Annotated in this window: 15 protein-coding genes; 6 read left to right on the top strand and 9 right to left on the bottom strand. The window is 56.2% G+C overall.

What is annotated here, in order from left to right:
- Nucleotides 1-61 precede the first annotated feature (61 nt).
- The gene (locus ACH3PB_RS04345) at nucleotides 62-2287 is read right to left on the bottom strand and encodes a transglutaminaseTgpA domain-containing protein (RefSeq protein WP_416398203.1); all 2226 of its coding nucleotides are present in this window, start codon (nucleotides 2285-2287) and stop codon (nucleotides 62-64) included.
- Nucleotides 2280-3380: a DUF58 domain-containing protein gene (locus ACH3PB_RS04340; protein ID WP_416398202.1), complete on the bottom strand. Its 1101-nt coding sequence runs from the start codon at nucleotides 3378-3380 to the stop codon at nucleotides 2280-2282. Before ACH3PB_RS04340 ends, ACH3PB_RS04345 begins: the two co-directional genes overlap by 8 nt.
- A gap of 220 nt (nucleotides 3381-3600) precedes the next feature.
- Here ACH3PB_RS04340 and ACH3PB_RS04335 point away from each other — a divergent pair, with 220 nt between their 5' ends.
- The gene (locus ACH3PB_RS04335) at nucleotides 3601-4659 is read left to right on the top strand and encodes a TolB family protein (protein ID WP_416398201.1); all 1059 of its coding nucleotides are present in this window, start codon (nucleotides 3601-3603) and stop codon (nucleotides 4657-4659) included.
- Between the two features lie 108 nt (nucleotides 4660-4767).
- On the top strand, nucleotides 4768-5439 hold the full coding sequence (locus tag ACH3PB_RS04330) for a hypothetical protein (RefSeq protein WP_416398199.1): 672 nt from the start codon (nucleotides 4768-4770) through the stop codon (nucleotides 5437-5439).
- A 64-nt stretch (nucleotides 5440-5503) separates the two neighbouring features.
- On the opposite strand, the gene ACH3PB_RS04325 is transcribed toward ACH3PB_RS04330, so the two are convergent.
- The 3 genes from ACH3PB_RS04325 to ACH3PB_RS04315 all read right to left on the bottom strand — a co-directional run bounded on the left by ACH3PB_RS04325 (nucleotide 5504) and on the right by ACH3PB_RS04315 (nucleotide 7795).
- Complete coding sequence (locus tag ACH3PB_RS04325) at nucleotides 5504-6088, bottom strand: DUF6160 family protein (protein WP_416398198.1); 585 nt, start codon at nucleotides 6086-6088, stop codon at nucleotides 5504-5506.
- A gap of 245 nt (nucleotides 6089-6333) precedes the next feature.
- Nucleotides 6334-6891, bottom strand: coding sequence for a DUF6160 family protein (locus ACH3PB_RS04320; protein WP_416398196.1), 558 nt, complete (start codon nucleotides 6889-6891; stop codon nucleotides 6334-6336).
- A 211-nt stretch (nucleotides 6892-7102) separates the two neighbouring features.
- Nucleotides 7103-7795, bottom strand: coding sequence for a DUF6160 family protein (locus ACH3PB_RS04315; RefSeq protein ID WP_416398195.1), 693 nt, complete (start codon nucleotides 7793-7795; stop codon nucleotides 7103-7105).
- A gap of 437 nt (nucleotides 7796-8232) precedes the next feature.
- Between ACH3PB_RS04315 and pabB the strand changes: the two genes are divergently transcribed.
- Nucleotides 8233-9561 carry an aminodeoxychorismate synthase component I gene (gene pabB, locus ACH3PB_RS04310; RefSeq protein WP_416398194.1) on the top strand — a complete coding sequence of 443 codons (1329 nt, stop codon included), beginning with the start codon at nucleotides 8233-8235 and terminating at the stop codon, nucleotides 9559-9561.
- A 20-nt stretch (nucleotides 9562-9581) separates the two neighbouring features.
- On the opposite strand, the gene thrH is transcribed toward pabB, so the two are convergent.
- Complete coding sequence (gene thrH / locus ACH3PB_RS04305; protein ID WP_416398193.1) at nucleotides 9582-10196, bottom strand: bifunctional phosphoserine phosphatase/homoserine phosphotransferase ThrH; 615 nt, start codon at nucleotides 10194-10196, stop codon at nucleotides 9582-9584.
- A gap of 123 nt (nucleotides 10197-10319) precedes the next feature.
- On the opposite strand from thrH, the gene ACH3PB_RS04300 reads away from it, so the two are divergent.
- Nucleotides 10320-11105 (top strand): phosphoadenylyl-sulfate reductase, encoded by a 786-nt coding sequence (locus tag ACH3PB_RS04300; protein ID WP_416398192.1) that lies wholly within the window; start codon nucleotides 10320-10322, stop codon nucleotides 11103-11105.
- On the opposite strand, the gene cysB is transcribed toward ACH3PB_RS04300, so the two are convergent.
- Nucleotides 11095-12069: an HTH-type transcriptional regulator CysB gene (cysB, locus tag ACH3PB_RS04295; RefSeq protein WP_416398191.1), complete on the bottom strand. Its 975-nt coding sequence runs from the start codon at nucleotides 12067-12069 to the stop codon at nucleotides 11095-11097. The two genes, ACH3PB_RS04300 and cysB, sit on opposite strands and share 11 nt — an antisense overlap.
- Nucleotides 12070-12192: 123 nt before the next feature.
- Between cysB and ACH3PB_RS04290 the strand changes: the two genes are divergently transcribed.
- Both ACH3PB_RS04290 and ACH3PB_RS04285 read left to right on the top strand, forming a co-directional pair.
- Entirely contained in the window at nucleotides 12193-12975 is a 783-nt protein-coding gene (locus ACH3PB_RS04290) for a sulfite exporter TauE/SafE family protein (RefSeq protein WP_416398190.1), read from the top strand.
- On the top strand, nucleotides 12975-15866 hold the full coding sequence (locus ACH3PB_RS04285) for a LuxR C-terminal-related transcriptional regulator (protein ID WP_416398189.1): 2892 nt from the start codon (nucleotides 12975-12977) through the stop codon (nucleotides 15864-15866). The genes ACH3PB_RS04290 and ACH3PB_RS04285 overlap by 1 nt, the downstream gene beginning before the upstream one ends.
- Nucleotides 15867-16272: 406 nt before the next feature.
- Here ACH3PB_RS04285 and dinG read toward each other — a convergent pair whose 3' ends face one another.
- Nucleotides 16273-18513: an ATP-dependent DNA helicase DinG gene (gene dinG, locus ACH3PB_RS04280; RefSeq protein ID WP_416398188.1), complete on the bottom strand. Its 2241-nt coding sequence runs from the start codon at nucleotides 18511-18513 to the stop codon at nucleotides 16273-16275.
- Nucleotides 18514-18535: 22 nt separating this feature from the next.
- Complete coding sequence (locus ACH3PB_RS04275; RefSeq protein WP_416398187.1) at nucleotides 18536-19513, bottom strand: general secretion pathway protein GspB; 978 nt, start codon at nucleotides 19511-19513, stop codon at nucleotides 18536-18538.
- Between the last annotated feature and the right edge of the window lie 2 nt (nucleotides 19514-19515).

Raw genomic sequence — 19515 nt, 5'->3', positions numbered from 1 at the left:
TTCAAAGGGGCCGTGCTGTAGAGATGGCAAATCTGATACCCAATATGCATTATTCGAAGATTCAGCGCGGTGAAGCATCGCTGCGCTTGCGGAGGTTCAGTTTCCGCAACAGGCTCCGAAGTTGACGGATTTCGTTGGTCTGCAGGCGTGAACGGGCTGCACCCATTTGCGGGCGCCGCGCATACAACAGACGCTCGAGGCGCTGGCTAATGGCCATGGCAGTCTCCTTGTCGGCGCCTGCGGACTGCATGATGCCACAGAGCTGGCGCGGTGTAATCGCCATTGATGAAACATCGGCACCTGCGCGCCGAAGTCTGCGTAGCAGACGGTCATAGAGCCGGACCACAGGATCCTGTGCCCGCAGATGCCGTCTGCCTCGCATGAGCTGCATCAGCCCGATCAGGATGATGATTCCGGCGATTGCGCCCGTAGCAATAAAGCCAATCTGCCTGATATCAACGTCACCAAAAAAAGTCGCCAACAGACTCTGCTGTGTCTTCTGATCGTAGTTGATGACCCATTTCTGCCAGAGGTAATTGGTATACTCCAGTCGCATGTCGATCCAGTTCAGGGCACTGATGCCGGAAAATCGCGAAAGCGATATTTCGTTACTGAGAAAACCACCCTCTTCCGCCACCGCCGTACGTAGACCAGCCTCAATACGAAGCGGAGACACAGCCGCCGTAGGATCGACACGCACCCAGCCGATACCTTCGAGCCAGGCCTCGACCCAAGCATGGGCATCGTACTGACGCACGACCAGGAAGCCACCAGTCGAGTTGAACTCGCCACCCTGATAGCCGGTCATGATCCTGGCTGGAATACCTGCCGAGCGCAGGATGACCGCAGTCGCCGAGGCGAAGTGTTCACAGAAGCCGCGGCGCTCGCCAAACATGAAATCGTCGACGTTACTCTCCGGGTCGAGCACTGGCGGATTGAGTGTGTAGGTGAAAGGCTCGGTACGGAAGTAATTGAGCAGGTCGTAGATGAAGGCGGCCTGATCATCGTGCTGCTCGCGCAGCTCTGCCGCAAATTTACGCGTTAGCGGATTACCTTCTGCTGGCAGTTGCAACAGACGACGGCGGTCAAAATCTGTCAGCTCGAGCCCTGCAGTTGAGCCGAGCGCGGTGACATCCGGTAGACCCTGAATATGGGCTGCATCAAGACGGGACTGTGCCTCCGTAGCGGCCTTATCCAACGGCAGTGACTGCAGAGTGTAGGCGGAGGGACTCTTCACCGGACGGCCGAAGCGAATCAGCCCGTCGAGGGTCTGCAAAACGGCACCACCACGCGCACTACTCTGGCCACTCAGCTGCCGGCTGGTGGGTATCGTCGCATTGAGCGAAAACCCCCAGTCGCGGTTATGCGGATCCAGCAGGATCTCGTAGCTGGATTCTGGCGTCGAAAGCGCCGCTTCTATCGCTTCGTCACCCAGACCCAACCTGCGCAGTCGGGTCTGTGGCAACATTCTGGATTCATCGATGCCACGCTGCTGGTTCGATCGCGACCACTGCCCCGCCGTGAACAGATCCATGGCGAGGGCGCGCCAGTAGAGGGTGGGCGAAGGCGGCGGCGGTCCATCAAAATCAGCACGGAAGGCCCGCTCGGAGGATTGCGCCAAATTGGCGACCTGCCCCGGCATCATGCTGTCAGACAGCCCTGTGAAGGCCGAAGTGCTGTTCAGCGGCATCGACCAGATTGGTCCAAGCCTCGGAAAAACGATGTAGGCGACTACGAGAATAGGCAAGGCCCAGGCGAACAGGCCGAATGCCCGCTTCAGCGCGCCGAAATAGGTCGTGCGCTCCAGCGAACCATTGATGCCCATGAGCGCAATGAAGGCGAAAGCCAGTGACACGAAGATGAACAGGGTTGCGAAGATCGACTGGCTGAACAAAAAGCCCAGCGGCATCAGGAACAGCGTCATGAACACGAAGAGGTAGGCATCCCTGGTCGAGCCGGTTTCAAGCAGCTTCAGCCCATAGGTGAGCAGGAAGAAACCGACCGCGTTTTCAATGGTGAACTGCCCTTTCGAACTCACCAGAAAGAGCGTGATACCCAGCAGCAGGAGGATGACCTTGACCCAGAGCTGAGGCAGCCTGAAGCGCCCTCTGAATACCATGATGCGCCACAACAGAATTCCGACCAGCGCGATGTTGAGCCAGATGGGCGTATGGTCGATATGCAGCAGCGCCGCCAATGCCAGCGATAGTAAAAGCCAGGGCATCCCTTGTGGGTTGATGCCGGTAAAGTCGGCGTGGCTATTGGTGCTGAAGCGTCGCTCAAGCATTGGGCGTTAGCTCCGGATAGCGTGCGAGCGCTTCCAGTGCCTCCCGCTTGTGCTGTGGCCCCAGGCCTGGTGCCAGCCGCCACTTCCCCAGCTTGAGGCCGTAGGGCTGCTGACCCTTGTCACGCACGAGCAGTTCGGCACAAAGGTTAGACATCTGCAACTCGATATCACGCCCCGCGTAAGCCGCCTGATCGATCCAGACCGGGTCAGCCGATTCAGACGAGAACAGCTTGGTGTACAGCACACCCTGCTGAGCGTACTTCTTCCAGGCGATGCGACTGCGCGACTCGCCGAGCTCGTAATTCCGCAAACCGTCGAAATCCACCGGCTGCTGCTGTCGCAGCTTTCGGTCCGGCTGGCTATCACCTTCACTCACGGCGTCGGCCGCGTTGACCTCACCGGCAATTGGTCGTGGGTACACCAGCACATCGATATCGAGGTCGAGCCATGACCAGACCCGGACCAGACCCAGTGGATAGACACTGGTCGCCAGCAATCTCGGTGCCCGCTGTATGCCACGCTTCAGACACTTCAGCGGCAGCGTAACCGACTGTAATTCCGACTCACTGCCAGGCTCGCTGGGATGATCAGTGGGTGGCAAACCGGTATGAATGAGCTGATGTCGAATACTGGCGGTGCTTTGCGGCCAACCCAGTTGAATGGCAACGTGTCGGTCGCCTGTCGCCGGCTCTCCGCGCCCACTGCCGGAGTCCGTGCCCGCTGCCCGGGTCGAGCAGACGGTAAGGGTAATCAGCGCTTCCTCACCCACATGAGCCGGCTCGGCATCGTGAAAGGCGACGGTAAGGCCAGCGAAGTTGTTGAAGCTCATATGGATGTGGACGACGAACACGGCAAAAAACAGGAAGGACGTCGCCAGAATCATCGAGTTCTGATAATTGATGCCGGCTATCAATACCAGCACCACCGTCATCAGAAACATCAGTCCCCAGCGAGTCGGCAGGATAAAGACGTTCTTGTGCCCCAGCCGAATCCGCGACTGCGGCGGCAGACGGCGCGTGACCCAGCGCTGGATCAGGTTGGCGAAGTAGCCGCTTCGTCTGGATTCGAGTTCTGCGGGGGCAGTTGGTTGCAAGACGTGCCTCATCAGTGATGCTTTTGTTCTAGGTTCGCTGATCGCGATCACAAGACTAGAGCATAGCCGATACTCCAAGCTGAACATAATTCAGCCGTATCGCACACCGCTGATACCTATCGCATTTTCGGGCGGGACCCTTTGCTAACCGCATCACAGAACAGTATCAGCCAGGCATCTACTATGGACTCTCACATCCAAAGGACACTGGAAAACTACAATGAAATTAACCATCTGTACACTTTTAGCCGGAATAGCCGCAGCAACCGCCGTTCAGGCTTCTGATACTCGGGTTTTTGGCGAGCGGATTATGCTCCCGGATGAAGGATCGTTTTATATAGGTCGCATCAGCGCTGACGGCTCTGCTATCCTCGGTAACTCGAGCGCCGACTATTTAATCCCTGACGACCTCAATGGTACCGAATCCGATACTTTTTTCCATGACACCGTAACGGGAAAATACTATCTCGCAAGCCTGGATGAGGCGGGAGCACAGAGCAGGTCTTTCATGCCCGTTGGGCTTAGTTTCGACGGCAGCATAGCGCTGATGTCCGACGCCTATAACGCGCATAGAACTGCAATATTCCGACGTGATGATCAATCTGTTGAGCATCTACCTTTTAATCTTGCAAAAGCCATCAGTGGTAACGGAAGAATCATTGGGTATTTGGATAGATTTGAGGGCGCATACTATATAGGACTGCATGACCTCGAATCTGGGGCTGCACAGCGCTTGCCTTTCATGGTGGGCAGGTCAACCGAAATTTCGTTATCGTTTGACGGAAATTATGTAGCCTTCAATACAGCGAGTCGTCTGGCGCCAAACGAGGGCGAAGGCTCAGGTTTGGACGTTTATCGGTACGAAGTGAGCAGTGGCCGCATCGACAGAGTGCCTTTCCCTATCCACAGTGACGCGAAAATGGGCAACCTAAGTGGTGATGGGAATTTGGTTACATACAGCTCTCAATCAGCCGGCGTAAGTGGCGGATGGCTCTATAACTTTGGCACTGACTCAGCACAAAAGTTTTGCCCATCAGCTAGTCACACGGTAGTCAGCGACAACGGCGAATTTTTTGGCTGTGACAAAGATAGATCTACGGTAGTCATAAAACATCTTCCATCAGGAAAACAGCACGAGAAAACTTTTCCTGCAAGCACGTTCTTCGCATTAGGCGGAATAAGTAACACTGGTACATCGGTCTGGGGCAGTACTCAGCCGGGCACGAGTTACGATACGAACGGAAAGCAGGATCTTTTCATAACGAACTTTACGCGATAATAGCAATGAATCATTCTCTCGAATGGCTGCATGTTCGGGAGAATGATCCCATCTGTCCGCTTACTAGTAAATTAGGGTATAATGGAAGAAAGATACTTGGAGCCTTTGATGAGCACTGTGACATTTCCTCCACTGCGAGAACTCCACCCGGTCCGAAGAAAGGCTGTTGCCACTACCTTCATTGTTCCTTTGAGCCTTTTGCTTCCAAGTTTCTCCCAAGCAGAAGTTAAATCACTTACCAGCGACGAACTCACCGAAACCTACATCAAGGACTCCACCATCATCGTCACGCCAGCGGCTGCACCTCAGCCTGAACGGCAGTCGATGACATATACCATCACGCCAGGTCAGCCCACCAAAACCGAGCCGGAGCTCCAGGCCGACCTTGCCAACGCTACCGCGGAACAGCGCCAGCAACTTGAGCGCGCGATCGACGCAGCTCGCCAGGCGAATCTGGAATCGCCTTTTGTACCACCTCAGGAAGTTGCTGTAGCGCCCTTGCGTGAACCTATTCCCATTCCCTTTGGTGTTGAAATTCCTGAAGGGCCGTTCGACTTGAACACGCTATTGGGGCAACAAGGCATCGAGCAGCTGCCGTATGGCGACCAGCTCAATCTCGTCAACAATGGTGAGCAACTCATCATGACGATTGGCAACATCCCCGGCTATGCGCCGCTGCAAGTGGATGAAGCAATACGCGGCCGATTTATGGAAGTCATTCCCCTCCCACAGGGCGGCGCAGAAATTCGCTACAACCTGGATGCGCTCCAGGCCAGATAGTTCGATGCAGTCACAAAAAAAAGCACCCGACGGTGCTTTTTTGTTATGACAAGATTGGGGAGTTTTAGAGACCGTTACCGCGCACAACCACGTCAAGCCCGTCGATATTGAGCGTAAGCAACTCTGCGCCGCCAAGGCTGCTCAACATGCCGCCTTCGACTGTTCCAGCACCGCCAACTGAGCTCAGGTCAAAGCTCTCGACAAAGAAACCCATGTCACCGGTTTTAAAGTTGAGCTCTGAACGGGCGAAGGTCAGGCCGATACCACCGTCGCTGTCTGCCACGTTACCACCATTGGCAACTACGTTTTCGAGATCGGCTGTCGCATCCAGGGTGATGTCCAAAGTGCCGGCTACGGCGATGTTCTTCGAAATTGCACCACCAACCCACTTCTCTGCATTGCCGTACGAGGTATTTGCACCGAGGTTGGTATCGCTGTTCCAGCCGCCTTCGATATCAACCAGCCATTTCTGAGCATCGATGGTCACGCCAGCTTCACTCCAGTCGACGCCGTAGAAATCATCAACGCTGGCGTCCACACCTGAAATTGAACCAATACCAATTTCGAGCACTATTCCGCTCTGCCCTGTGATATCGGCAAGCTGTGTGTCTTCAAGCGCCTGGATTTCTGCAAAAGCTGGGCTGCTCATAGCCACTACTACGGCAGAGGTTATGAGTGACTGGCGTAAGAATCTTGCGGCGTCGCCTCCGCACTTGTCATCGTTGTTCATCGGGTTCTTCCTAATAGTATCTAGTTATGATTTTTATGGGTCGATCTGCGCTTGCGTTGCTTTTCTCTTTCCAAAATTCGGTTTGCGCCAATAAAAAAGCGCAGCTCCTTGCGGACTGCGCTTTCTGCATTCACTGGTCAACTGCTGCTTACGGCAGCGCTGACTTACTGGAAATGCTTGACGGGCACAGGCGCCAGGGACGCATCATAACCAGGCACGGTAAAGGCTCCGTCGCCACCAGCTGGTGCGTTCAAAAACACAATTCCTTGATTGGTCACGAAGACCTGATCGTTGATCACAGTGGTGACATCTTCAGCCTTGATATCGATAGGTAAAGCACCAGTGCCCATACCGATACTCGGCGCAAAACTAAAGATAGCTGCACCTCGATCCAGAATACCGTCTTCGTCGATATCGACCGCGCCATAGCGCAGCGGCATGACAAAAGACATCACATCCATCAAAGTGCCGGTCGTCTGATTGGCAAAGGTAATGCCCTTGATGGCGCGGTCATAAGGCTGTACAGCACCGGTGGTGGAACTTTCACCCTGCCGGATGGTTTCCTTGTTACCCTGAGCATCGGTGTAGACGATGGCTTCATAGGTAATCTGACCACTCATTTCGATAACCGGTGCTGCCTGTCCAGTGACTTCGCTCATTGTCGCGTCGTCAATTGGCTTCAGTTCAGCCTGTACCGACAGTGCACTCAGCAAAAAACCCATGCCTAGCAAGACGCCTACTTTCCCGCTTAGGCGGTCAAGATCAGCGGGGGCGCTGCCTGAAGCAGTTAGCCCAGAGCGAAGCTGGCTTTGATTTTTTACTGAATGAACCATATACACCTTTGAAAAGTTGTAGGGTAGAGACAGAAAGGGGCGCCGAAGCGCCCCTTTCCTGAGCACGAGGCTCTAACTAACCATTCGCGTTAAGCGGACCTTACAGGCCGTTACCACGGATAACCAGCTGGAGCTTGTCGATGTTCATACCGATCAGCTCGATACCACCGAAGCTTGATACCTGACCAGCTTGAACAACGCCCTGCTGACCGATGTTAGCCAGGTCATACTCTTCTACGAATACGCCCATGTCGCCAACTTTGAAGTTGATGTCTGAGTTCGCGAAAGTGATACCGATACCGCCGTCGCCTTCAGCAACTGCACCACCGTTCATAACAACGTTGGTCAAGTCAGCAGTCGCGTCGATAGTCATGTCGACCATACCAGCTACTGCGATGTCCTTGGCGATGAAGCCGCCGAGTGCTGGAACTGGGTTACCAGAGTTAACGTTGACGCCAGTGTTAGTGTCCTGATCCCAGCCACCTTCGATGTCTACGATCCACTTGAACGCTTCGATAGTGATACCAGCATTTGACCAATCAACGCCGTAGAAATCACCCAGTGAACCTTCCTGTACAACGGCGTTACCATTTACGTCAGTGGTAGTAGCGGTGTATGCGTTAGCAGCAGTAGCGTCAACACCACCGATGGTGCCAAAGCCAGCTTCGATTACGATACCGCTCTGACCAGAAACTTCAGCCATTGCTGCGTCGTCGATCGACTTGAGCTCAGCGTTTGCAGCAGAAGCAGCAACGATTGCAGAAACCAGTACTAATTTGTTCAGGCCTTTCATATTAAATCTCCAGAAGGATTATTTTTATACCTAGGCTTCCCGATGAAGCCGATTTCACAAAAGATTGTAAGTCTCCCACAGACCAGAGCGCCTGGTGGCTCTCTGGCCCGGTTACGACTCGGAGGTCTTACAACCCGTTTTGCAACCTAACGATGCCTACTCTACGGATACACCCGCTTACGTTCCGTGACACTACTCACATTTTCTTTATAATTCGTAATTAGCTGTTCACGAAGTGTGTTTGAGGTCGCAAGAAGCGTGCTTAAAAGGCGGAGATACGATTCTGAGCGCCTGGCGTTCCAGGACGACAACTGGCACCATAAACACTATAATATCAGATATTTAGCGCGAAGCCCACCAGCTGCTCGCAACAGGCTACGAGGCTGCCACTCACCAATTCACAAGAACACATTACCTTACACAGGAGCGCATCGCGTTTGTTGCAGATCATCACGCTGGAGTACTCAGAAAGCATGCTGGAGCAGCTGCGACGGGCCTGTGCGCTCGCATCTGGGTTCATCTGGCTGGATAGTGCAAGCCCCTGGAACGCCAGCGCAGACCAGCCCAACGAGCTACTTCTGTTCAACCCGGACTGGCACAGCACGGCTGATAAGGACGTCCTGTCGGCAATGCTCGTGCGCTGTGATACCTGGGGGGATAAACAGCACCAACGATATACGTCCACCCTTGATGCGCATTCACCATCACTACGCTTTCGCGGCGGGCTTGCTGGTGCCTTACCCTACCCTGCCCTCGAGCCGTCAGACCAGCGTGTCTACCCCGTGGTTGGCGACTACCGGAACTTTGTCGAAATACAGCACGATACTCAGCGTATATTTGCGGTTGTTGCCGATGAAGAAAGTTATGAGCTGATTCAGCAGGTCGTGGATGATAAGCGACCAATTGGATCGCAGCCGGAGTTTTCGCTGACGAGCGAATGGCAGTGGGCGTGGGATCGCGGGGCCTACCAGGCAGCTTTCAATCAGGTTCAGGCCTACCTGGCTGCCGGGGACTGCTATCAGGTGAATCTGACGCAGCAATGTCGCGCAAGCTTTGCAGGCCACCCCTTCGAGGCGTACTGGCAGCTCCGGTGCAAGGCGCGGGCGCCATTCAGCGCTTACGTCAGCCTGGGCCGTGACACGCAGACCGATGCCCTGCTCTGCTTCAGCCCGGAACGCTTTCTCAGAATCGAAAAAGGACAGATGCTCACCAGCCCGATCAAGGGCACGCGTGCTCGACTTGCTGATGAAGTGCTGGATAGCCAACAGCGGCAATCACTCAGCGGGAGCGACAAGGACCGCGCCGAAAATCTGATGATCGTGGATCTGTTGCGCAACGACCTGAGTCGCTTTGCCAGGAAAGGCAGCGTCAAGGTGCCTGAGCTTTTCGCACTGCATTCGTTTAGTAATGTGCATCATCTGATCAGCCATGTGACGGCCGAGCTTGATCAGGCCTTCCACCCCTTGGAAGCCCTGCTCGGCTGCTTTCCGGGTGGATCGATCACGGGTGCGCCGAAGCAGCGTGCGCGGGAAATAATAGAGGAACTCGAAGCGGTACCGAGGGGCTATTACTGTGGCACGGTGTTCAGCTACAGCCGAAGCGGCCTGCTGGACAGCAATATTGCCATTCGTTCAGTACACTGTGCCGGGGGCAGCGCCAGCGTCAGTGGTGGCGGTGGCATCACCACTGGCTCAGCCTGTGAGGCAGAGTATGACGAATCGGTCGACAAGATCCGTCATCTCATGGAAGGCCTGTCCCGTCTCTAGGGACAGCAGAAGCGGGGCAGCTAGGCCTTGACGATCTTGCTGGCCTTGAGGAATTCCTGGCGCAGGTCGTCATAGGTGTGAACGGCCGGGAACTGTGGGAACTCCCTGATCACATTCTCTGGCGCGTGGAACAGAATGCCGGCGTCTGCTTCAGACAGCATGGTGGTGTCGTTATAGCTGTCGCCAGCTGCGATTACATAGTAATTGAGACTATGGAAGGCCTTGACCGACATGCGCTTGGGGTCTTTCTGTCGCAGCGTGTAATCAACTACCCGTCCAGACTCGTCAGTAACCAGCTTGTGGCAGAAGAGCGTGGGGCTGGCCAGTTTCTTCATGAGCGGGCCGGCGAACTCATAGAAAGTGTCTGACAGGATGATCACCTGGAAGCGCTCACGCAGCCATTCGACGAACTCGACGGCACCCGGCAGCGGGTCAAGCGTCTCGATGACGGCCTGAATATCGGCCAGTCCGTAGCCGTGCTGGTCCAGCAGCTTCAGGCGCTGCTTCATGAGCACGTCGTAATCAGGGATGTCCCTTGTTGTTGCACGGAGTTCGGGAATTCCCGTCTTCTCGGCAAATGCTATCCAAATCTCTGGTATCAGAACGCCTTCCAGATCAAGACACGCCAGTTCCACTGTATTTTCCTCTCCTGCTGAATGCCGGGCGAGTGTAATTGGCCTGATTCGCAAATACCAGACTGGCATCGCGCCACGGTTGACGGCAACATAGACACCCCCACACGGAATGCAAGGTCTACCATGCTGAATGATCCAACCGCTGAGCTGGAACAGCTCACCAAAGCCCTCGAGGGGCAGACACCCCGAGAGCGGCTGCGTATCGCAATCGAGCGCTTCGACTCCATCGCCCTGAGCTTTAGCGGCGCCGAAGACGTGGTGCTGGTGCATATGGCGACGAAGATCAAGCCGGATATCAATATCTTCACCCTGGATACCGGGCGTCTGCCACGGGAGACCTACGAGTTCCTCGACCGGGTGCGTGAACACTACGGCATCAAGCTGGAGGTGATGTATCCGCAGCCTGAGCCGCTGCAGGCCATGGTTAGCCAGAAAGGTCTGTTCAGCTTCTACAAGGACGGTCATGAAGAGTGCTGTGGCATTCGCAAGATCGAACCGATGCGCCGCAAGCTGGCGACTGTGGACGCCTGGATTACCGGTCAGCGCAAGGATCAGAGCCCGACACGTGGCAATGTACCGCTGGTGCAGGTCGACACGGCCTTCGGACGGGAAAACAGCACACTATTCAAGTTCAATCCGCTGGCGGACTGGTCATCAGCCGATGTGTGGAACTTTATCCGGATGATGGACGTGCCCTACAACGCGCTGCATGAAAAAGGCTATCTCAGCCTTGGCTGCGAGCCCTGCACCAGGCCGGTGCTACCGAACCAGCACGAGCGCGAAGGCCGGTGGTGGTGGGAGGAAGCCACCCAGAAGGAATGTGGCCTGCACAAGGGCAATATCGAGTTGCAGCCAATAGACGACACAACGCCGGTTACGCCTCTGCGTAGTACGCCACCTAATAAGTAGGCAGCACCACGGAGTCGAACAGTGCGTCGACTTCCTGGCGGCTGTGACAGGCCAATGCTGCATCCACCAGCTCTCTGGTGAGATGTGGCGCGAAGCGCTGGATGAATTCGTACATATAGCCCCGGAGGAAGGTGCCACGACGCATGCCGAGCTTGGTCGTGCTGGGCTTGAACAGGCGGCTGGCATCAAGCGCCACCAGCTCTGAATCCTTGCTTTCATCGAACGCCATTCGGGCAACGATACCCACACCCAGGCCGAGACGGACATAGGTCTTGATGACATCTGCATCGGCGGCGGTAAAGACGATCTTCGGTTTCAGATTTTTTTCAATGAAGGCTTCGTCGAGATTGGACCGGCCGGTAAAACCGAAGACGTAGGTGACGATTGGCCAGGCGGCGAGCTCTTCTATAGTAAGGCGCCCCACGCTCGCCAGCGGGTGACCTTTCGGCACCACGACGCAGCGGTTCCAGCGATAACACGGCATCATGACGACGTCCTGGAAGTGCTCCATCGCTTCGGTGGCGATCGCAAAATCGACGCTGCCCTCTGAGGCCATTTCGGCAATCTGCATTGGCGTGCCCTGCTGCATGTGCAGCGACACATCCGGATAGGCTTCTATGAAACTGCGGATGACGGACGGCAGCGCGTAGCGGGCCTGTGTATGCGTGGTGCCAATGCGCAGCTCACCCTTGCGCTGGTTGGAGAACTCCTGCGCCGCCTTCTTGATGCCTTCAACCTTGCGCAGTATTTCACCGGCTTCCCGAATGATGGATTCGCCTGCAGGTGTTATCCGGGTGAGGTGCTTACCGCTTCTGGTGAAAACCTCGACGCCCAGCTCGTCCTCCAGCAGGCGGATCTGCTTGCTGATGCCGGGCTGCGATGTGAACAGGCTTTGAGCGGTGGCGGAGACGTTGAGGTCGTGGTGGGCGACTTCCCAGATATAACGGAGCTGCTGCAATTTCATGGGGACAACCTGAGCAAGATGGGGCCAATTTGAGCCGTTGCTTATAAAAATATAATTAAATATTCTTTTTAGAAATAATCAAGCCTCTGTAGTGTGGCTGTAATTCCTCCTGAGTCTAGACCATTGACAGAAATCCTTCTTCTAGTTCTCGCAGGTGGCTTCGTCGGCTTTCTCGTGGGGCTGACCGGTGTTGGCGGCGGGTCACTGATGACCCCGCTGCTGCTGCTTTTCGGCTTCCCGCCTCACATTGCCATCGGCACCGACCTGCTGTATGCCTCGATCACCAAGGCCAGCGGCGTGTACTCGCACAGCCGGCACAGTTCGATCAACTGGCGCCTTGTCGGCGTCATGGCATCAGGCAGCATACCTGCTTCCATCCTGACCACCATCGTCCTTTCGCTCTGGTTCAGTGATGCGTCGCAATATACCGGCGTGCTGGTCACCAGTCTTGGCGTCATGCTGATACTGACGTCGATCGTGCTGCTGTACCGCACCCGCCTACTTGCGTTCCGCGAAGGTGCCTCCTGGTTCAGTGGCATCATGAGGGAACGCACGACCCTGCTGACTTTTAGCATGGGCGTGTTTCTCGGCGTGTTCGTTACCCTCACTTCGGTCGGTGCAGGCGCTATCGGTACTGCGGTTCTCATGGTACTGTACCCGCATCTGACAGGAGTCAGGATCGTTGGTACAGATCTCGCGCACGCAGTACCGCTGACGCTCGTAGCCGGGCTTGGGCACATGCAACTGGGAAACATCGACTACACCCTGCTGCTGTGTCTGCTGATTGGTTCGCTGCCCGCGACCCATCTGGGTACGAAGCTTGGCAAACACATGCCATCTGAGGTGCTCAGACCGGTTCTGGCCACGATGCTCCTGCTTCTGGGTCTCAAATATGCGTTTTTCTGATGTTCATACTGCCAACGAAACTGTTGCCACCTCAGCTTCCAGCACGTCTGGTCAGCCGACCACGGTTGACGGCGCTGTTTGCCCAGCAGGCATTGCCACGCTTCACGGGCTTCTTTGCGCCGGCAGGTTACGGTAAGACCACCCTCGTTCAGCAGATTCTTGCTGAACATATCGAAGCGGAACCCCAGGCCCAGCTAGCCTGGTACGCCATCGATGCCACCGATAATTTCTTCAGCGGCTTCTGGAACTACATCTGGGCCACAACTTTTGGGCGCGAAACCAAGCTCGACGATAGCATTCCGGGCGATGCGGCCTTCGAAGCGCCGTCTCCACAATGGCTGGACGAGTCGCAGCCTGAGCAGATTGCGGCTGCTTATATCCAGGCGGTTCATTCGCTGCTCGGCAAGCGGCAGAGTGGGCAGCAGAGTGGGCAGATCTTTCTCGTACTCGATGACCTCCACCTGGTTCAGCGGCCTGCAATTCTGCGCTCCCTCGCCTACCTGATCGATTTCGCGCCAGCTGGTCTGCACGTCCTGGCAACCTCTCGCTCAGAGCCGGATCTGCCACTCGCTCGCTGGAAAATAAAACAATATGCCATGCTGATCCATGCTGCGGATCTCGTTTTTACCAGCGAGGAAATTGGCTACTGGTTCGGTGACAGCTTCGAGCCTGAAGAATTGGCCAACGCGACCGGCGGTTGGGCGGCGGCGCTTCGGTTGATAGACAGTGGTGAAGCGCGGATGCGGTCGCGGCCGGACGCACAGGCAGAGAGGAAAAATCTGCCCAGCACACTGAATCAGGACGAAGTCGATGTCTATGTGGCTCAGGAAGTGCTGGTCGAGCTGCCGGAAGACCTGCTGCAATTCGTGCTCGATGTCGCGCACTTCCAGCAGTTCACGCTCGATCTCTGCGATCTGGTGCGGGACGAGGACAATACCCGGGAGTGTCTGAACGAGCTGCTGCGCCGTCGGCTGTTCATCATCGAACTGGACGAGCAGTCACAGTGGTACCGCTTTCATGACCTGTTCCGCAATGGTGCGCTGTATCTGCTTCGGCACGAATACCCTGCTCGCTATGAGAATCTCTTGCAGAAGACAGTCGCTGCGCTGATCGACAGCGACTGCTATCTTGAGGCGGTGCAATACCTGTTCGTTCGTGAGCGCTGGGTGCAGGGAGCTGATGAACTCGAGCGTGTGGGCAACCATATTCTTCGCCAGGGCTATCACCAGCTCGTGCTGTCATGGCTGCAGGATCTGCCCATGGAAATCGCAGCAATCAGGCCAAGGCTGACACTGATGCGCGCCTGGTGTCTGTTCTTTGACAATCGCTTTGCGGCAGTGACTGATACGCTTGACCAGATGGCGATTGCTTTCCCCACGCTATTCGACGCCGATCAACCGGCGACCGGTGAAGACAGCCAGCTGCGCCCTGAACTGCACTTGCTGTCCGCCTATGTCGACCGTTTCAGTGGCGACTATGAACAGGCCCGGCACAAGACCACGGCAGCCTTGAAAGAGCTGCAGCACATCGATGTGCCCATGAAATCATTGGCGTATTTCGGACTGGCCAACGACAGCTACATTGCCAGTGACCTGGACAACGCGGCGATAGAACTTCGCAAGGCCTCGCTCGAGGCAAAGGTGGAACAGCGTTATTCAACCTTCCTGTCGAGCATCGGTCTGCTGGTGTGGATCTACTCCATTCGTGGCGCAGGTGAAGATGCGCTGGCGCTGCGAAAGAGTGCGGTGGAATGGATCACCAGCTTTCACCGCAATGAGCGTGATCCCAATGTCGTCTCCTGCTGGCTCAATAGTGGTCTGGTGCTGACGCATTTGGCCGCTGGAAACCTTGTGCAGGCCAAGGCGGCGCTGTCGCCCATGCTTGAATTCGTGGCAGATGCGGAACCTCAACAGCAGATCTTTACCTGGTTTGTGCAGGCGCGGCTGTATCTGGTCGAAGGTAAGTTCAAGGACGCCGCGGGGCTTCTGCATCAGGCTTGCCGGGTGCTGGAGTCGGCCAGCGAAGATACGCAGGCGCTGGCACCACCGCTGACGGCGCTATTGAATAAGGTGCACCTGTTTCGCGCCCGCTACGAATGCGCCGATGCAGCCTCCTTCGCAGCCGCTCTGAAGGACCTGCCAAATAGTGAATGGACAGAAAACAACGCGCATATCCTCACGCGCGTGGAAACCCGGCTTGCCTTTGCAGAGTGGCAGCTGCTGCGCTGCGAGCTCGATAATGACCAATTCTGTGAGCAGGCACTGGATGCAGCCAGAGTACTGCTCGACCTGGTCGCGTCAACTGAGCTGCACTACCACCAGACCGTGGCCCACCTCCTGCTTGCCTTGGCCATAAGACGAACTGGTGGCGAACATGCCGCGGTTCAGGAACATCTCATTGCAGCCGTCAAGATGGCAGCCCGACTCAAGCTTGTCGGCTGTGCACTGCTCTTCGCAGACGAGGTCCGCCAGTTATTGGCCGAGCTGCCGGAGTCTGCCACCATCGGGCTCGACAGGACCTTTCTCGCGCAATGGATACAGCATCTCGGCAACTGGAGAAAGGCCCCTGCAGACGGGCTTGCGTCAGAGGCAGAACTGGCGAGAACGACCGGACGGGTTGCGTCGGCTCCGATTCTTCCGGATGCGTCGGCTAGTGCGTCAGATACTATGGTCGAGGAGGATTCGAGCGCCAGCACGCTACTGAGCCAGCGGGAGATCGAGGTACTGGAACTGATCAACAAGGGCCTACCGAATAAGCTGATCGCGAGCGATCTGAATCTAGCTCCGGCCACTATCAAGGCACATATCCGCAATATCTACGGCAAACTCGGGGCCGGACGGCGTACGGAGGCGCTGGCCATCGCGAGATCAAAGGGCTTATTGAGGTCTTGAATGGTGGGCTTAGCGTTCGAATAGTCCGTTTTTACGCCCTTCGGACGATTACCGCTAGACCCGACAGCAGTAAGATAGCTGCATATGAATTGGTTAGCGGGCCTTGCAACTGATTCAGAAGGATGATTTACCGCGGGATGATCCGATACTGGCAGCAACCTAACAACTGTCAGCCAGTATCGGATTAGGACGCGAAACAAGTACAGCTGTTCCACGAGTTCTTCCTAACGGGGTGTAAAAAACCCCGGTTTGCGCTTGCGGCGATTACGGATTCGGCTCTGTAATCGTCGTCTTTTTATTGCAAGTCCTGAAAATAACAGAACATTCCTGCCAACATAGTGACGCTGATCTCAGTTTTCAGTTTTTCACTGAGCCTTGCCTTTTCCAGGCTATTTCCGTCCAGTATCTATTCAAGTGGTGGATCGAAGCGCTGAATCCGACATCGTGGTAAAGCTTCGATGAATCGCCGGCCATAGCGTTTTGTGAGCAGACGTGAATCAAGTACCGTTACTCTGCCCTGATCCTTCTCTGTTCGTATGAGCCGTCCGAAGGCCTGTCGGAAACGAATGATGGCATCCGGCAGCGACACTTCATCGAAGGGCTTGCCGCCGCGTGCCTGCAACCATTCCGAATAGGTCGATTCTACCGGGTCGTCCGGTACGGCGAACGGTAACTTGCAGATAATCAAATGCGTCAGTAGCTCACCCGGCAGGTCGAGGCCCTCGGCGAAGCTTGCCATTCCCAACAGTACACTACCCTGCCCGGTGCTCATGCGCTTCTGGTGCGCTGCGATCAACTGCGCTGGCTGCGCCGATAGTTGGCTGAGCATCGACTCGTACTTAGTCTTGTCCAATAACTGTTCAAGGCGAGCCATTACTGCAGTGAACTGCTTGCGCGAGCTGAACAGCACCAGGGTGGCCTCAGTGAAGTTCAGTGAATTGGCAATGGCAGCGCTCAGCTCTGCAATATAGCTGGCTGAGTCGCCGGGGCGCTGCTTTGCGTTCATGATTCGCAACGTGCAGTGTTCGCTGTAATCGAACGGGCTTTCATGCACAGCAAAGACACTTGCAGAGGGCAGACCTGCGGTATCGCTGAAGCGCCGGAACGCTGAAGCGCTCTGGTCATGGCCGTCACTCATTGTTGCTGAGGTGCAGATGGCTGCGAAAGCATTTTGCCACAGCTGCTCGGCGAGGTAGCTACCACCATGAGTGGGGCTGGCGTGAAGCACAAGATCGCCACTGTCGTGACTCATCTTCGTCCACCAGACGGCAATGGGCGGTTGCACCATTCGGCTGGACTCGTCAGGGATATCGGCAATCTGGTGATAGAGCCGCTGCAACGTCTCGACGTAGGTCTGGTCTGCGCTGAAGCCGAGGCTTTCACCCTGGAGACGCTCACTCTCGTCCGGCTCTATACCGTCGCTATCCAGCATCTGGGCAATGCCGCTGAGAATATCACCGAGGGCAGCCTGTAGCTTATCGGCTTGCTGGCTCAGCTTGCTGGCCATCACACGCAAAGGCTCTGGGCAGGCACCAGCCTCGTAGCGCTGCAACAAGGGCTGTTGCTCGAATCGGTCGGTCTTCTCCGGCCATTGTGCCTGGGTCTGCTGCCATTCCCACAGTTCACGCAGTAGTTCTCCGGCTTCAACCGCGTGCTTGCTGATTTCACCCAGCCGCTGCTCCAGCTTGTGATCTTTCACCCGGAGGTGCTCGGCAGCATCGGCACGGGTCTTCATTTCAGCCAGTTGCTGCTGACTGGACCCTAGCCCTGCAAATGCGCTGAAGTGATTGAGCGCCTTCTCCGGCAGCTGGTGCGCTTCATCGATGATCAGAATACTGTCTTTCAGAGCTGGTAACACAACGCCGCCGCCGAGCCTGATATCTGACAGCAGAAGGTCCTGATTCGCGATTACGATATCGGCCGATTCAATTTGCGCCCGCTGCCTGAAATAGGGGCATTGGCTGAAAAAATCGCAGTCCCGGTTGAAGCAGCTGCGATTATCAGTGATGACCGTCTGCCACAAACCGTTCGGGAGTTCATCATCGAGACTGTCGATATCGCCGGTCCACTGTCGCGAGGTGAAGCGGCTGAGCAGCCCCTCATAATGCTCGCGTGCAAAGCCTTCGATAAGTTGGGAATCGGCTGTATTGATCAGGCTGCCGGTCGCGCTCACCGGCTGAAGCCCGGGGAAAAGACCTTCGCTTCCAGCCAGCAGGAGTTCAAGCCGGTTCAGGCAAAGAAACCGCCCGCGACCTTTAGCGAGCTCTACCTGCAAGGGCCAGGCAGTAGCCGCCTGCAACCTCGGCAGTTCACCACGGAGAATCTGCTGCTGCTGGGTAACGGTGGCGGCGGCAATGATGATTTTCTTGCCCAGTCTTACTGCATAGGGAATGGCTGCCAGCAGATACGCCAGGGTCTTGCCCGTACCAGTCCCGGCTTCGACGACGCACACAGCATCTTCGCTGGTTCTCAGCCCATCAGCATTGGTCTGTATGGCGCCGAGATAGCGGGCGATGTCGGCTATCATGCGCTTCTGACCCACTCGTCCATTCACACCATGATGTTTCAGGTATGCGCGGTAGCCTGACTGTATGGTTTCATTCGGCTGATCGTGGTCTGGCGAAAGAATATCTGCTGCTGTACTCACTGGAAATGGACGCTGTATGCCATCAGGGCTTCCAGTCCCTGATTACTGACACGTAGAAGGTGTGGGGTGCCTTGAAGAGCACGACGCCTTCGGCCGTGATTTCTCGTACGCGCAGACCGTCGAACTGCTGTCCTTCACGCAGATACTTATTGTTGATCATGATGCGGCGACTGGCGGGATCGCTACTGTAGATATGGCTGTTGAAGGTCAGCGCTGGCAACTGCCGCCTGAAATCTTCTGGCAGTGTATTGATGTCGTCGGCGGCCGGGGCGGCCGGCTGCTCGAGCTCTGGGGCGACGGGTGCTGGCGATGGCCGTGCCGGGGACGCCGGCATGGGCAGTGCACTGTTGTTGGCAGACGAGGGTCGAATCACTTCCATGCCCTCTTCATCAGCGTAGGTCACCGTCGGACGCGACAAGGTTTCCTCATTTTTCGACACTGCCGGCGGCGTTATCGGCAGTGGCTTGAGCGCTTCGCGTGGTCGCAGGCGTTCGAACCTTGCGTCCAGCTTGTCGCTCAGGCGGCCACCAGTTTCGACTTCGGCCTCGGCCGAAGACTCTCCCGAGGTTCTGGCCGGCGTGTTCACGTAGCCCACATCCGGGAGAATGGATGCTGGCTCCTGATAGGCTTCTTCTTCGTAGCTCGTGCTGTTATCGGGGCCGTAATCCGTCAGCGATGAGGGGGGCATGACCCGCTGCGGCAGTGGCCTGCCTTCCCGTCTGAGCAGCTCCTCGGGCACCGCGTCCTCGACCCTTGGCTCAGGCAGGGCCGTGGCGGTCGCTGCAGGTGTCGAAGCTGGTTCACGGTTGAGATAGAGATACACGGCGCCCGCGGTCAGCGCAGCCGCATTCAGCACCAGAATGGCAATCAACAGAACTTTTAGCCCCGCAGGCTGTGGCGCTTTGACCGGCATGACCAGGCGGGTGCGGGCCTCCTGCGGGAGTTGATCGCGATGTCGCTCCTGCTCGGATTTGCGTAATGCGTCGAGGATATATGACATGG

Source organism: Allohahella sp. A8 (assembly GCF_047946665.1).
GTDB lineage: Bacteria > Pseudomonadota > Gammaproteobacteria > Pseudomonadales > Oleiphilaceae > Allohahella.
Note: the sequence above shows the minus strand (reverse complement) of the source record. Positions and strands in the feature narration are given on the sequence as shown.

What these genes read in the sequence shown, in the direction of transcription:
- ACH3PB_RS04345 (WP_416398203.1), bottom strand. Translation starts at nt 2,287, where the DNA reads ATGCTTGAGCGACGCTTCAGCACCAATAGCCACGCCGACTTTACCGGC.
- ACH3PB_RS04285 (WP_416398189.1), top strand. Translation starts at nt 12,975, where the DNA reads ATGTTCATACTGCCAACGAAACTGTTGCCACCTCAGCTTCCAGCACGT.
- ACH3PB_RS04320 (WP_416398196.1), bottom strand. Translation starts at nt 6,891, where the DNA reads ATGGGTTTTTTGCTGAGTGCACTGTCGGTACAGGCTGAACTGAAGCCA.
- ACH3PB_RS04300 (WP_416398192.1), top strand. Translation starts at nt 10,320, where the DNA reads ATGCTGAATGATCCAACCGCTGAGCTGGAACAGCTCACCAAAGCCCTC.
- ACH3PB_RS04325 (WP_416398198.1), bottom strand. Translation starts at nt 6,088, where the DNA reads ATGAGCAGCCCAGCTTTTGCAGAAATCCAGGCGCTTGAAGACACACAG.
- ACH3PB_RS04275 (WP_416398187.1), bottom strand. Translation starts at nt 19,513, where the DNA reads ATGTCATATATCCTCGACGCATTACGCAAATCCGAGCAGGAGCGACAT.
- ACH3PB_RS04315 (WP_416398195.1), bottom strand. Translation starts at nt 7,795, where the DNA reads ATGAAAGGCCTGAACAAATTAGTACTGGTTTCTGCAATCGTTGCTGCT.
- ACH3PB_RS04330 (WP_416398199.1), top strand. Translation starts at nt 4,768, where the DNA reads ATGAGCACTGTGACATTTCCTCCACTGCGAGAACTCCACCCGGTCCGA.
- ACH3PB_RS04335 (WP_416398201.1), top strand. Translation starts at nt 3,601, where the DNA reads ATGAAATTAACCATCTGTACACTTTTAGCCGGAATAGCCGCAGCAACC.
- cysB (WP_416398191.1), bottom strand. Translation starts at nt 12,069, where the DNA reads ATGAAATTGCAGCAGCTCCGTTATATCTGGGAAGTCGCCCACCACGAC.